Raw genomic sequence first — 13,480 nt, 5'->3', positions numbered from 1 at the left:
TGCATTTAGCTTTGAGGCTGTCATGGCAGCTTTGAGAAAAGTCAAAACTTACCGAATTGTCATATCACGCTTTGGTCTACAATGGATCGGCCAGATTGGCGTCAGTCGCGATCGAAAATGGCACTGGTGGTCCGCACCACCAGCGAAATAGGCAGCGTTGCCGTGCTGACAACCTTTTGTGAGACGCTCCTTTGCTCCCCCTGGTTGGTCAGCATGCCCCGTTGACCGGACTTCGTAAGGCCCTTGATCAGGGTAACGAGGCTGGGCGAGGTGACCGCCGTCATATGGTTGAACTCGTCCCCACCCTCGAAGTCTGTAACATCGATAACTTGAATGCCACCGCGCTTGATCTTCGACACGTCGATGGTGTTGCCCAGTCGGCCATGGTCTCCGGTCAGGAAACTCGACAAGGCCAACGCGTCATCCTTTTGCGACACGAAGATCACGAACTCCGGTGGCAAGGTCTTGATAGCAGCCAGCTGGCTGTTGAAGACATCCATGTCGAGATCCGGCGAGATCAGGATGACGGCCCCGATTTTCTTTGGCAAGTGACCATGGTTCGACAAGGCCAGCTGTCTCAGGCTCTCCATCAGCAGTTCGGTGCCAAGAGAATGGGCCACAAGGGTGAGCTGGTCGCTGTCAGAGCGGTTGAGCAAGCCGATCAGGTCCGCCAGATGATCCCGCGAGGCTTTCACGCTGTCCCGATCATACATATACAGTTCCGGCTTCCCGGCAGATGGCCAGCTATAGAGGGTCAGCGGGAAGGGCAGTTCGAAATCATGCTTCATCTGTGCCGCACGATAAAGCGCTTCGGAGAAATCGGTGTTGTAGCCATGGACGAACAGCATCGCTTCACGCTTTCCGTCTAACCCCCGCACGCCCGGCGCATTGAGACGGGCATTGAGGGCCTGACGGAAGGCCTCTTCACTCTGATAGAGCTGGCTTGCGGCAACGGCAAAATGGCGTTTTGGATCCGGGTCCCGTTGGGGCCATTCGATTTGACCGACCTTGTGTATGGGAGGCACGGAAACCGCATAGGAGGCGTAGCTGATCACCCTGTTGCGGCGTCCGTTGAAGTCCGACTTATCAGACGGCAGGCGAGACGTGGCGACCATGACCTGCGTCAGATCAGCGGGTTTGGAGGAGGCCGAGATGAACTTGACGCCCGTTGGCGCTGAACAACCGGTGAGCAACAGCCCCATAGCCAAAAGCAGGCCCAGCCCGAAGCGACGCGGGGTGTCGATCTTGCCATTCGATTGAGTGTGCAGGGGCGCTTCAAGCAAAGCTGCCAGTTGGTTGATCATCTCTCACCAATTCATCACATTCCAGCCTGTATCGACAGACCTTTGAGCTGTCATCTTTACCAGCTTTTCATAACAAGCAAAATGGCCTTGAGTGATTTGCGCTGTCCATGTTGCGCAATGGCAACGACGGTTGATGATGTCGCACCCATTCTTTGCCGGGATGTCAATCTTGTCAGATCAAGATAAGCATCATTTGCGGCCGATAAAGGGTCGTGATATGGAAAGAGACACCCTGCCTCGAAGTGCATCCAATCCAGTCGCTCCACACCATTCATAGCCAGTCTCGATCATCTTGGACAGGCTTGGACTTGCACCAACTACGCCTGTTTTGTCGCTATTTCTCGACGCGTGTTTCTCCGACCCTTGTTCTGTTCGATATGTTCCGCACCAAAAAAGGAAGCTTGCCAATGCCCGCACAAAGCCCACTTTATCCACCCATCAAGCCCTTTGATCACGGCATGTTGGATGTTGGCGATGGCCACGCGGTCTATTGGGAACGGGCAGGCACCAAAGGTGCCAAACCGGTTGTTTTCCTGCATGGCGGGCCGGGGGGCGGCTGTGCCGATGTTCATCGGCAGCTCTTTCATCCCGATCATTATGACATCCTGTTGTTCGATCAACGCGGCTGTGGTCGCTCATTGCCCCATGCCGACCTGACTGCCAACACCACATGGCATCTGGTCGAGGATATCGAACGGCTGCGCACTCTGATGGGCGTGGAAAAATGGATGGTGTTTGGCGGGTCGTGGGGATCGACCTTGGCGCTCGCCTATGCCGAGACCCATCCCGAGCATGTGTCCGAGCTGGTTTTGCGTGGCATCTTCACCCTGACTGAGGCCGAGCTTGACTGGTATTACAAATTCGGCGTCAATCAGATGTTTCCGGACAAATGGGAAGCCTTTGTCGCGCCAATCCCCCCCGAAGAACGCGGTGATCTGATTGCTGCTTTCAGAAAGCGCCTGACATCGGATGATGAGACGGTCCAGTTGGAAGCCGCCAAGGCGTGGAGCATTTGGGAAGGGGAAACCATCACCCTTCTGCCAGACCAGGCCAATAGCACCAGCTTTGCTGCCGACCATTTCGCGATTGCCTTTGCGCGGATCGAAAACCACTTCTTCTCCAACAAAGGATGGCTTGAAGAGGGGCAGTTGCTGCGGGATGCGCCCAAGCTGGTCGGCATTCCCGGTGCAATCGTCCATGGCCGCTATGACATGCCATGCTCGATGCACAATGCCTATGCCCTACACAAGGCGTGGCCCGATGCCGCATTCCATCTGATCGAGGGGGCAGGGCATGCCTTTAATGAACCGGGTATACTGGAAGCCCTGATCGCCACCACTGACGCCTTTGCCGGTGTGTGATCCAGCCACAAGCGGATCTCACCAAAAGCCAACAAAAGGACATTGAATGCGCCCATCGCTGCACACCATCAAACAGGTCAACTGGCTGAACTTGGTCGAGCTTTATGGCATCGCCTTCATCGGTGGCTGGCTGGCGCATCTGATCGATTTTCCAGCCTCCTGGCTCACCGGTTCGCTGGTGGCTGTCGCTGCCGCCATGTTTGCGGGGCGCACGTTGACCATGCCGGATTGGGTGCGGGATGCTGCGTTTGTCCTGATTGGGTTGGTGCTTGGCACAGGTTTCTCACCTGAAACCCTTGAAGCCATCGCCACCTGGCCTTTGAGCATCGCCATTTTGGTGGTCAATGTCTTTGCCATGACCTGGGGAGCCTATGCGGTCCTGCGTCATATCGGCAAATGGGATCATGCCTCCGCTCTGTTTGCCTCCTTGCCGGGGGCGCTTGGCTATGTGATGGCCATTGCAGAAGCCGCCAAGGCGGATATGCCTCGGGTGTCGATCGCTCAGTCGATCCGCCTGTTTGTTCTGCTCGCTGTGCTGCCGATCGCCCTGTCACCTTTTTCCAAAGGCGAAACCGCCGTAGGGATGAGTGCCGCAACGGGGGCGGTTGCTGCCCAGCCAGATCCGGTGGGACTTGAAACCTTGGGGCTTATGCTGCTGGCGGTCTTGCTTCTGGCCCCGATCGTCCAGCGTCTGAAGGTGCCCGCAGGGTTGCTGCTTGTCGGCATGTTTACCTCTGGCAGTCTGTATCTCACCGGCACCCTGACAAAACCGCTGCCGGACTGGTTCACCATCATCGGCTTCATCAGCATCGGCGCCCTCATCGGTGCTCGTTTTGGCAGTATCACGCTCCGAACTCTTCTGGATCTGACCCGCATCTCGCTGTTGTCGCTTGCGGCGTCTGTCCTGATGGCCGTCAGCACCGCATCGCTATGCGCCTGGTTGCTGGACTTTCCCTTCGCCCAGGTCTTTCTGGCCTTCTCTCCGGGTGGTTTCGAGGCAATGGTGTTGTTGGCCTTCCTGTTTGATATGAATCCTGCCTATGTTGCCGGACATCATCTGGTGCGCTATCTCGGCCTTGTTTTCTTCGCCCCGATTGTCACCGATCGCCTGACCCGATCGCAAAGGCGCAAGGAGCACGCTTGAGCGATCTGCGCAGGCGGCTAGCAGGGCTGGCTGGCTGAACTGGCGACTGGATTGCACAGGCGAACACCCCTCATGCAGAGCTGATTCCCTGTTCCACAGCCCGCCGATGCGCGAAGGGGCCTGCCGAAGTGAATGGAGACTTCGCTGTAATGGGAAAATATAAGGGAATCTACTTGTAGTGGCAACTAACCTGTCATATCGGAAAATTGCCCAATACATCTCGATGAGCGTGTATAAAGTGCATTCTCCCTGCATATTTTTTTCTACCACTTACGGATGAGAGAACTTATCCAGAACCTTAGCTGCATCATTATTAACATGCTGTAATATAAGGATTTAAAAACTGAATGCAAAATTCATGATTTTTAGGGGCTGTGACCACGAGTCGCAGGTGTGAAACTGGCTCCCCCATTTCGTTGATATGAGTCAAAGCGTATGAGTGAGGTGAACCATAGGGTTTTGCTACCCTTTGGGGGGAAGTGCGTTCCGAGATCAACTAGCGATCGAAATCAAGCATTCGTAAGCAACAAATGGTGATCGAATTTATATGCTGAACCGTGGCTGCCCTTCGGTAGACAAAAAGGTTCAGATGGGACTTAAAGATGGCTCACACGACTAAAAGACTCTCTGTTGAAGAAGGCCTTTTCGCAGTATTCCTGACTGTGCTGGCCTTCGCGTGTCTGACCATCGCTGCAAAAGCGGTTGATGGCGTCATGGCATTTCACGCGACCGTCGGGCTGATATTCTCAGCCCTCGGCGTATTTCTTATTTTCAATGCCTATTTCAAACGTCCAGCGGACGTCGATGAATCAGGCTACAACCTCGGCCCGATCAAGTTTGCAACGGTTGCATCCATGTTCTGGGGTATTGCCGGTTTCCTGGTTGGTGACATCATCGCCTGGCAGCTGACATTCCCGGTCCTGAACTTCGATCTGGAATGGATTAACTTCGGTCGCCTGCGTCCGCTGCACACCTCTGCAGTGATTTTTGCGTTTGGCGGTAACGTGTTGCTGGCATCCTCATTCTATGTGGTACAGCGCACCTCGCATGCGCGCCTTCCGGGTCGCGTGGCGCCTTGGTTCGTCATTCTGGGCTACAATGCATTCATCGTGATCGCCGGCACTGGCTATCTGTTGGGTGCAACACAGGGCAAAGAATATGCAGAGCCGGAATGGTATGCCGATCTGTGGCTGACCATTGTTTGGGTTGCCTATCTGCTGGTCTTTCTGGCCACCCTGTGGAAGCGCCGCGAACCACATATCTATGTGGCAAACTGGTTCTACCTCGCCTTCATCGTCACCATTGCGATGCTGCATCTGGGCAACAACCTGTCGATTCCGGTTTCCATTTTCGGTATCAAGTCCTATCAGGTTTTCTCTGGTGTGCAGGATGCGTTGGTTCAGTGGTGGTATGGCCATAACGCAGTGGGTTTCTTCCTCACCGCTGGCTTCCTTGCCATCATGTACTACTTCATCCCAAAACGCGCCGAGCGTCCGGTTTACTCCTACCGGCTGTCGATCGTGCACTTCTGGGCCCTGATCTTCATCTATATCTGGGCTGGACCGCACCATCTGCATTATACCGCTCTGCCGGATTGGGCGCAGACCCTCGGCATGACCTTCTCGGTCATTCTGTGGATGCCGTCCTGGGGTGGTATGATCAACGGCCTGATGACCCTGTCTGGCGCTTGGGACAAACTCCGCACTGACCCTGTCCTGCGCATGATGGTGGTTTCCGTCGCTTTCTACGGCATGTCGACCTTCGAAGGTCCTCTGATGTCGGTCAAAGCGGTGAACTCCCTGTCGCACTATACCGACTGGACCATCGGTCACGTTCACTCTGGTGCTCTTGGCTGGGTTGGCTACATCTCCTTCGGCGCGATCTACTGCCTCATTCCATGGCTGTGGAACAAGAAGGGCCTGTATTCCAACAAGTTGGTTGAATGGCATTTCTGGGTATCGACCTTGGGTATCGTTCTCTACATCACCTCGATGTGGGTTTCCGGTATCATGCAGGGCCTGATGTGGCGCGCTTACGACAAGCTCGGCTTCCTGGAATATTCCTTCATCGAGACTGTTGCAGCAATGCATCCGTTCTACATGATCCGTGCGATTGGCGGCTTGCTGTTCGTCCTCGGCGCCCTGATCATGGCCTATAACCTCTGGATGACCGTGAAGGTTGGTGAGAAGGCGGAAGTTGACGCCGCAGATCCAGCTTTGGTCCCTGCAGAATAAGGAACGGTATCCATGTCATTGATGAACAAACACGGCATTCTCGAACGCCATTCCATGCTCCTGCTCGTTGGCATCCTTATCGTGGTTGCCATCGGCGGTCTCGTCGAGATCGTTCCGCTTTTCTATCTGAAAAGCACCATCGAGAAGGTACAGGGCGTACGTCCCTACACCCCTCTCGAACTCGCCGGTCGTAACATCTATATCCGCGAAGGCTGCTATCTGTGTCACTCACAGATGATCCGCCCGATGCGCGACGAAATCGAACGTTACGGTCACTATTCTCTCGCTGCCGAGTCCATGTACGACCACCCCTTCCAATGGGGGTCCAAGCGTACTGGTCCGGACCTTGCTCGTGTAGGCGGCAAATATTCCGACCTCTGGCACGTTAATCACATGATCGATCCTCGGTCGGTGGTGCCTGAATCGGTCATGCCGGGCTATCCGTTCCTCGCCAAAAAGGAACTGACGATCAACGATATCTCCGCTGATCTGAAGGTCAACAAGATGGTCGGGGTGCCTTACACGGACGAGCAAATTGCCAATGCCAAAGCCGATATGCTGGCCCAGGCAAATCCCGATGATGACAATATCGATGGCTTCGAAGAACGCTATCCTGATATCACCTATCGTGATTTTGACGGCAATCCGGACAAGGTGACGGAAATGGATGCATTGGTTGCCTACCTGCAAATGCTGGGCACCATGGTCGATTTCTCGATCTATGACAAGAAGGCAGACCTTCGCTAAGGAGCGGGTTCATGTCAACCTATGAAACTTTAGCCAACTTCGCGCAGACCTGGGGCTTGCTCTATTTTGTGCTGATCTTTGCGGGCGTGCTGATCTACACCTTCTGGCCGTCCAACAAGGATAAGTTCGACGAAGCCGCCAATATGCCGCTGCGGGAGGACTGAGAATGAGTGATCACAACAAAGAAATCGACCACCTGTCCGGGGTAGAAACCACCGGTCACGAATGGGACGGTCTGAAAGAACTCAACAATCCGCTGCCCCGTTGGTGGCTGTGGACCTGGTATGTCACCATCATCTGGGGCATTGGGTACTGGATCGTCTATCCGGCATGGCCATTGCTGGAAACCCACACCAAGGGCGTGTTTGGTTATTCCAGCCGCGCCGAAGGTCAGGCCTCCTACGATGCGCTTGTTGCCAAGCGTCTCGAGCAGGGCGCTGGCCTGAAGGAAGCCTCTGTCGAGGATATCCTTGCCGACGACAAACTGCGCCAGTTCGCAGTGGCGCAGGGGTCTGCAGCATTTGGTGACAATTGTGCAGCCTGTCATGGCACGGGTGCCGCTGGCAACACCGGCTTCCCGAACCTGTTGGACGACGACTGGCTCTGGGGTGGCACGGTAGATGCCATCCACGAAACCCTGCGCGTCGGCATCCGGTCTGGCCATGAAGACGAGCGCATGGGCGACATGACGGCCTTTGGTCGCGATGAGATTCTTGAAAAAGAACAGATCGAAACCGTTGCCAGCTATGTCCAGTCCCTGTCTGGCGATGCGCCTGAAGGGGCAGATCTGGAAGCAGGCAAAGTGCTGTTCGAAGAAAATTGTTCATCCTGCCACGGCGAAGATGCCAAGGGTGACAAGGACTTCGGTGCTCCAAACCTGACCGACGCCATCTGGCTCTATGGTGGTGATCGTGCAACGATCATTGAAACCATAAACAATGGCCGTAAGGGCGTCATGCCAAGCTGGGAAGCGCGTCTGGATCCTGTGACCATCAAGTCTCTGGCCGTCTATGTCCACACCCGTGGTGGTGGCCAGTAAGCGATAAGATCCGGGGCGCGGATGCCGCGCCCCATTCAAAAAGAGGACCAGCGCATCATGTGCTGGTCCTTCATCATTCAGCTTCGGCTGCGGGTGAATAAGAGGCTTGTCCGGTTACCATTTTGTATGATCGACCGGAGCTTCTGCGATTGCCCACAATGTCAGTGGCTGATGCCAAATGGCTGCGTTCAAAGGCAGCCTATTTGCTATCAGCGACAATTTGCCTCGGTATTTTTCCAGATGATTTGCAGTAAGTCATATACCACTGGAATGTGGAAGCGCTAGAACAGAAATACAATACTGGTAGATTATATGCCATTTAATACTGGAGGTTCGTGTGCTTGGCAGGCAATTCGGGACACTGGATTGAAATCAAACACCTTCTTTCAGTATGGAGCACATGATCGTGAACTGAAATTTGCGACATTTGCTCTATGATCCGGACCAGACAACGGACGCCTCGACCAAGGCGCCCAGACCACAGTTACCAAGACCAAGACATGCGCAGGACACTGCTGCAAGGAGAGTAACAATGACGGTTGAAGCTCCAGAGACCAACACAGGCGATGGGTCGCTTTATGCCACGGCTAAGAAGATCTATCCGCAAAGCGTGAAGGGCCGTTATCGCAACTTCAAATGGGCCTTCATGGCCGTTTCGCTCGGGATCTATTACTTCTTGCCCTTCGTGCGGTGGGACCGTGGCCCGGGTGCTCCGGATCAGGCCGTCCTGATCGATTTTCCCGCGCGTCGCTTCTATTTCTTCTTCATCGAGATCTGGCCGCAGGAGGTTTACTATCTGACCGGTCTGTTGATCCTCGCCGCCCTGATCCTGTTCCTGATGAACGCTCTGGCTGGCCGTGTCTGGTGCGGTTACATGTGCTTCCAGACGGTCTGGACTGATCTCTTCATGCTAGTCGAACGCTGGGTTGAAGGGGATCGCCGCGAACGCATGCAGGCCGACAGGCAGTCGATGACCTCCAAGCGTGTTGGCAAAATGCTGTTCAAGCATTTTCTCTGGCTGATGATCGCCTGGTGGACGGGTGGTGCATGGGTGCTTTACTTTGCCGATGCTCCGACCCTCGTGACCGAGTTGGCATTCGGTCAGGCGCCAATGGTGGCCTATGTCTGGATCGGCATTCTCACCGCGACCACCTACATCATGGCCGGTCACATGCGCGAGCAGGTTTGCGTCTATATGTGCCCATGGCCCCGTATTCAGGCGGCCCTGACCGATGAATGGGCGCTCAATGTGACCTATCGCACTGATCGCGGGGAGCCACGTGGATCGCTGAAGAAAATGAAGGCCCGCGCAGCCGAAGGCCTTGATGCTGGCGATTGTGTTGATTGCGGCCAGTGTGTCGCGGTTTGCCCGACGGGCATTGATATCCGTGATGGGGCTCAGCTTGAATGCATCCAGTGTGGCCTCTGCATTGATGCCTGTGACAACATCATGGACAAGATCGGCAAACCACGCGGCCTGATTGACTATGACACGGACGTCAACATTCAGCGTCATCTGGAAGGCAAGGAAAGCATCTATCGCTTTGTCCGGCCCCGCACCATCATTTATGTCGGTATGATCACCTTGGTCTGTGGCCTGATGGTCTTCTCGCTGATCAATCGTCGTTTGGTGGACATGAATGTGCTGCATGATCGCAACCCGCTCTTTGTGTCCCTGTCTGATGGTTCCATCCGCAATGGTTACACGATCCGTCTGATCAACAAGGCTTCAACCGCCCGCGACTTCGAGCTTTCGCTGGTCGATGTACCTCAAGGCTTCACCATGAAGGCTGTGGGCATTGAAAGCCGCGATGAAACGTCGATGATCGTGCCGATCGATCAGGACATCACGAAGGAATTGCGCATTCAGGTCTTTGCGCCGCCAAAGACCCAGCTCGACAAGTCCCAGCCGGTGAGCTTCAGCGTCAGGGACGCGGAAACCGGTGAAGCGCAGATCGTGCAGGACTATTTCAAGGCGCCCTGAAGCGACCTTACCAAAAAGATAGAATTAGAGGCTTCCGGTTCCCGCCGAAAGCCTCTATCACTTTGTGAAACCGGAGACTTTGTCGCAGCGATCAAAGGCAGGGCCCGGCGCGAGGGAGCGACCAATGGCAGAGCAGACAAAACAAGGCGGAGAAAAGAAACTCACGGGCAGGCATGTCTTTATCTGGATTTGCGGCTTTTTCGGCGTGATGTTCATCGCCAATGGTTTCTTTGTTTATTACGCCCGCACAAGTTGGCCCGGCGTGGTTGAGAAAAGCCCTTACACGGCCAGTCAGAATTTCAACAAGACCCTGTCGGAAGCCGCCGCGCAGGACGCCCTTGGCTGGGCCATGAGCCTTGAATTCAAACGTCGTCAGAGTGAAGTCTATTTGGTGGTAAGCGCCAGAGACAAGCTTGGCAATGCGATTGACGATCTGACCATCGAGGCCAATGTCGGCCGCCCGGCAACCGAGAATTTTGATCATAACCTGACCCTGGAATCTACATCGGATGGCGTCTATCAGGCCAAGATCGGTGCACTCGATCCGGGCCGCTGGCGGGTCAAGTTCGAGGCCCTGCAGAAGGGGGAAGTCAAGTTCCAGTCCCTCGACACGATCTCGTTGAAATAAGGCCATTTCCTCCAGACGGACCCACAAATGAACGCTTCAGACACGGTAGAACGCGACTGGACCGCCTTTTCAGAGAGCCTGCCAGATGGCAAGTCGAAACTGGCACTGGCGGTGGAGGGCATCTATTGTCCCGCTTGCATGACGCGGATCGAAAAGGGCCTGATGGATTTAGACGGGGTCTCCAATGCCCGCGTCAATCTTAGCTCCCATCGTCTGGCCGTCACATGGGATCCCGAAGAGACCAACCCCGACATTCTACTCCAACGTCTGAACAGCCTTGGCTATGGCGCCCATCCGTTTGATCCTGGCCGGGTGAAAAGCGACGAGCAACGCGAAAACCAGCGCCTGCTGCGCGCGCTGGCCGTGGCTGGCTTTGCCTCGATGAATGTCATGCTGCTGTCGGTTTCGGTCTGGTCGGGCAATGTCTCTGACATCACCGATGAAACGCGCGATTTCTTCCATTGGCTCTCAGCCTTCATCACTTTGCCCGCGGCGGCCTATGCGGGCCAGCCCTTCTTCCGCTCCGCATGGCGGGTGTTGCGCAAGGGCCATGTGAATATGGATGTGCCGATTTCCATCGGTGTCATTCTGGCCCTCTTTCTCTCTGTCCTGCAAACCATCCAGAGTGAGAAGCACGCCTATTTCGAGAGCGCCCTGATGCTGCTCTTTTTCCTTTTGGTTGGGCGCTGGCTCGACCACATGATGCGGCTGAAAACCCGCTCTTTTGCCGAAAATTTGACCGCCTTGAAGGCGGAAACAGCGATGAAGCTGTTTGCGGACGGGGCCTTGCGCGAAGTGCCCCTGTCCAAGATCGAAAGCGGCGATAAAGTGCTGGTGCGCCCCGGCGAACGAGTCTCGGTCGATGGCACGGTCTTGTCCGGCAGCTCGCAAATCGACCAGAGCCTTGTTACCGGCGAGACCAAGCTGGTCGACGTGGCCGAAGGGGATGCGGTCTATGCAGGCACGCTGAATGGCGAACATGCTCTGACCATTTCGGTCACGGCTGCCGCCAAGGGCACCTTGCTCGATGAGGTCAACCGGCTGATCGATGATGCCATGGAAGCCCGATCCGGCTATCGCCAACTGGCCGACCGCGCCGCCGAGCTTTATGCCCCGATTGTCCATACGGCCTCGGCGCTGACCTTTGTCGCTTGGTGGCTCTATGGCATTGGCTGGCAGCCCTCACTGGTCATCGCCATTTCAGTGCTGATCATCACGTGCCCCTGTGCGCTCGGTTTGGCCATTCCTGCCGTTCAAGTGGTGGCGTCCGGCTCCCTGTTTCGCAATCAGGTTTTGCTCAACCGCTCTGACGCGCTGGAACGGATTTCCGATATCGACATGGTGGTGTTCGACAAGACAGGCACCTTGACCCGCCCGATTGCAGGCATCGTCAATGGTGAGGACTACGATCCCGAAAGCCTCAACCTTGCCATCGCGTTAGCCAAGGCGTCGAGCCATCCGCTGTCCGCCGCCCTTGCAGGCATGGATCGGCGCATCAGCCCGATGTCCGGTGTCACGGAAGAAAAGGGCAAGGGGCTGAGCGCCGAATGGAAGGGGGAGACATTAAGGCTCGGCTCTCCTCTTTTCTGTGGTGCTGAGAAGGAAGCCGAGACTGTTCGCGTCGCCCATCCGATGGCTTCGCTATTGGCCTTTGCCCGCGAGGGGCAAGCCCCGATGGTCTTTGCCCTTGAACAGCAATTGCGCACGGACGCCAAAGAGGTGATAGCCCAGCTGAAAGCCAGCGGCAAAAGCCTGTTGATCCTGTCCGGCGACCAGCCCCGTGCGGTGGAAGCGATCGCCACGGAACTCGGCATCGAACATTATGAGGCGGGCATTTCACCCACCGACAAGATCGCCCGCATCGAAGCGGAAAAAGCCAAAGGCCATAAGGTCATGATGGTCGGTGACGGGTTGAATGATGCCCCCGCTTTGGCCGCCGCCAACGTGTCCCTGTCGCCGGTCACCGCAGCCCATGTCAGTCAGGCAGCCTCGGATGCCCTGTTCTTGGGGGAAAAGCTGGCCCCGGTCCTCCATGCCCTTGATATCGGCAAGAAGGCGCGTCGGATCATGGAACAGAATTTGTGGCTTGCGACCCTTTACAACATTGTCGCCGTACCCATCGCCATTGCCGGATATGTCACCCCGCTGATCGCAGCCCTTGCCATGTCCGGTTCATCGCTGGTGGTTACCCTCAATGCCTTGCGGGCGCGGGCCAAAAGTGATCCTTGGTTCACCGACAATGTCGCCTTTGACGAAGCGCTGAATGATCAGGCACCGGGTGCAGATCGCCCCTAAGCCAGTCAGACTGTGTGAAAAGTCATTGGCTTCATTCGGACGCCATGATTTAACTGTACGAAATACCATCGCCGATCTGATGTGAAGACAAGAGGTAGGATCCGGACATGAATGCTCTGTTGTTTCTCATTCCCGTTGCGCTCATTCTGGGCGGTTTGGGCCTTGTCGGTTTCCTTTGGTCTTTAAAGTCCGACCAATATGAGGACATTCAGGGGGCAGCCTATCGCATCCTTGATGATGACGATCTTTCACCGGAAGAACAGGCCAAGATCAACGCCAAGTCAGAACCAACTGACAAAAAGGGCTGAGGGCAACGAAGGATCCCATAAGGCATGCTGAACGCTCTGCGCTATTTCTGGAAAGAGCAACCACTGGCTCTGTCAGCCTTCTTGCTGGCCATGGCTTTTCTGGTCTTCTTTGGCGCGCGTTTCGTACTTCATTTCATCTATTTTCATGATCCCGTTCATCGCAATCAGGCCTTGGAGCCTTGGATGTCGCCGAAATATGTCGGCATGAGCTATCAGCTGCCGCCTGAAATCATCCGCGAGGTGATGCAGCTGGATCGCTTTGAAGGCAAGCGTGTCACCATCAAAAAGGTGGCCGAAGGGCTCGACATCAGCCTTGAGGAGCTGGAGCGGCGTGTCCGCAATGCCCAGAGCAAGGTCAAGATCCTCCGGGACCAAAGAGGCCGCAAGATTTTCGCCCCCACCAAACCGCATTCACGCGATGGCGGGAGGTGAGAAT

12 protein-coding genes are annotated in these 13,480 nt (G+C 55.5%); 11 read left to right on the top strand and 1 reads right to left on the bottom strand.

The genetic code is table 11. The features are described 5' to 3' along the window. Positions 1-101 precede the first annotated feature (101 nt). Positions 102-1,304: an alpha/beta hydrolase gene (locus tag DSD30_RS19195; protein WP_114011375.1), complete on the bottom strand. Its 1,203-nt coding sequence runs from the start codon at positions 1,302-1,304 to the stop codon at positions 102-104. 407 nt (positions 1,305-1,711) lie between these two features. Between DSD30_RS19195 and pip the strand changes: the two genes are divergently transcribed. The 11 genes from pip to DSD30_RS19135 all read left to right on the top strand — a co-directional run bounded on the left by pip (position 1,712) and on the right by DSD30_RS19135 (position 13,476). Next, a complete protein-coding gene (gene pip / locus DSD30_RS19185) occupies positions 1,712-2,665 on the top strand; it encodes a prolyl aminopeptidase (protein WP_114011373.1) in 954 nt (317 codons plus the stop codon). Positions 2,666-2,711: 46 nt separating this feature from the next. Then, a complete protein-coding gene (locus tag DSD30_RS19180) occupies positions 2,712-3,809 on the top strand; it encodes an AbrB family transcriptional regulator (protein ID WP_114011372.1) in 1,098 nt (365 codons plus the stop codon). A gap of 602 nt (positions 3,810-4,411) precedes the next feature. After that, the gene (gene ccoN / locus DSD30_RS19175) at positions 4,412-6,043 is read left to right on the top strand and encodes a cytochrome-c oxidase, cbb3-type subunit I (protein WP_114011371.1); all 1,632 of its coding nucleotides are present in this window, start codon (positions 4,412-4,414) and stop codon (positions 6,041-6,043) included. A gap of 12 nt (positions 6,044-6,055) precedes the next feature. Further along, a complete protein-coding gene (ccoO, locus tag DSD30_RS19170; protein ID WP_114011370.1) occupies positions 6,056-6,790 on the top strand; it encodes a cytochrome-c oxidase, cbb3-type subunit II in 735 nt (244 codons plus the stop codon). Between the two features lie 11 nt (positions 6,791-6,801). After that, positions 6,802-6,954, top strand: a complete 153-nt coding sequence (locus DSD30_RS19165) for a cbb3-type cytochrome c oxidase subunit 3 (protein WP_114011369.1) — start codon at positions 6,802-6,804, stop codon at positions 6,952-6,954. Positions 6,955-6,956: 2 nt separating this feature from the next. Next, positions 6,957-7,829, top strand: a complete 873-nt coding sequence (ccoP, locus tag DSD30_RS19160) for a cytochrome-c oxidase, cbb3-type subunit III (RefSeq protein ID WP_114011368.1) — start codon at positions 6,957-6,959, stop codon at positions 7,827-7,829. 532 nt (positions 7,830-8,361) lie between these two features. Then, complete coding sequence (gene ccoG, locus DSD30_RS19155) at positions 8,362-9,813, top strand: cytochrome c oxidase accessory protein CcoG (RefSeq protein ID WP_114011367.1); 1,452 nt, start codon at positions 8,362-8,364, stop codon at positions 9,811-9,813. Positions 9,814-9,937: 124 nt separating this feature from the next. Continuing rightward, positions 9,938-10,441 (top strand): FixH family protein, encoded by a 504-nt coding sequence (locus tag DSD30_RS19150; RefSeq protein WP_114011366.1) that lies wholly within the window; start codon positions 9,938-9,940, stop codon positions 10,439-10,441. A 27-nt stretch (positions 10,442-10,468) separates the two neighbouring features. Continuing rightward, positions 10,469-12,736: a heavy metal translocating P-type ATPase gene (locus tag DSD30_RS19145; protein ID WP_114011365.1), complete on the top strand. Its 2,268-nt coding sequence runs from the start codon at positions 10,469-10,471 to the stop codon at positions 12,734-12,736. A 107-nt stretch (positions 12,737-12,843) separates the two neighbouring features. Next, on the top strand, positions 12,844-13,044 hold the full coding sequence (gene ccoS / locus DSD30_RS19140) for a cbb3-type cytochrome oxidase assembly protein CcoS (protein ID WP_114011364.1): 201 nt from the start codon (positions 12,844-12,846) through the stop codon (positions 13,042-13,044). Positions 13,045-13,068: 24 nt separating this feature from the next. Further along, entirely contained in the window at positions 13,069-13,476 is a 408-nt protein-coding gene (locus tag DSD30_RS19135; RefSeq protein ID WP_114011363.1) for a hypothetical protein, read from the top strand. The last annotated feature ends 4 nt before the right edge of the window (positions 13,477-13,480 follow it).

It is taken from the genome of Cohaesibacter intestini (genome assembly GCF_003324485.1).
Lineage (GTDB): Bacteria > Pseudomonadota > Alphaproteobacteria > Rhizobiales > Cohaesibacteraceae > Cohaesibacter > Cohaesibacter intestini.
Note: the sequence above shows the minus strand (reverse complement) of the source record. Positions and strands in the feature narration are given on the sequence as shown.